General features: G+C 64.3%; 1 protein-coding gene. It reads left to right on the top strand.

Going from position 1 to position 544, the window contains the following annotated elements; translation table 11 throughout:
* Positions 1-139 precede the first annotated feature (139 nt).
* Entirely contained in the window at positions 140-460 is a 321-nt protein-coding gene (gene grxD / locus ABB22_RS17565; RefSeq protein ID WP_055769999.1) for a Grx4 family monothiol glutaredoxin, read from the top strand.
* The last annotated feature ends 84 nt before the right edge of the window (positions 461-544 follow it).

Here is a 544-nt window from a genome sequence, read left to right on the forward strand (position 1 = left end):
GGCAGTTCGACGGGCATGGTCCGTTTCTTTTCTGTCTGGGGCGCCGGGAGCCGGCTGGCTCGGCTTACAATCGGCAGCCACGGAAGAAGAGTCTATCCGACCGGACGGGCCGTTCTTTCGCAGCAGCAGGGAGATTCCAATGGCGGTGATGGAGCAAATCCAGGCGGAGGTGGAGCAGCATCCCCTTGTCCTGTTCATGAAGGGGACGCCGCAGTATCCGATGTGCGGGTTCTCCAGCCGGGCCGTGCAGGCATTGCTGGCGGCGGGGGCAGTCAACCTGCGCACCGTCAACGTGCTCGAATTTCCCGAAGTGCGCGCCAACCTGCCGCGCTATTCCAACTGGCCGACGTTTCCCCAGTTCTTCATGCATGGCGAACTGATCGGCGGCTGCGACATCATTCTCGAACTGCTGGAATCCGGCGAACTCAAGCGCATCGTCGCCGAGGCGGGCCAGGCGTGAGCGCGCAATCGATGGATGCCGGAAACGCTCCCGGTCCACGGCTGGACGGACGCGTCGTACTGGTCGCTGGCGCTGCGGGCGGCC

Source organism: Stenotrophomonas nitritireducens, assembly GCF_001431425.1.
Taxonomy (GTDB): domain Bacteria; phylum Pseudomonadota; class Gammaproteobacteria; order Xanthomonadales; family Xanthomonadaceae; genus Stenotrophomonas; species Stenotrophomonas nitritireducens.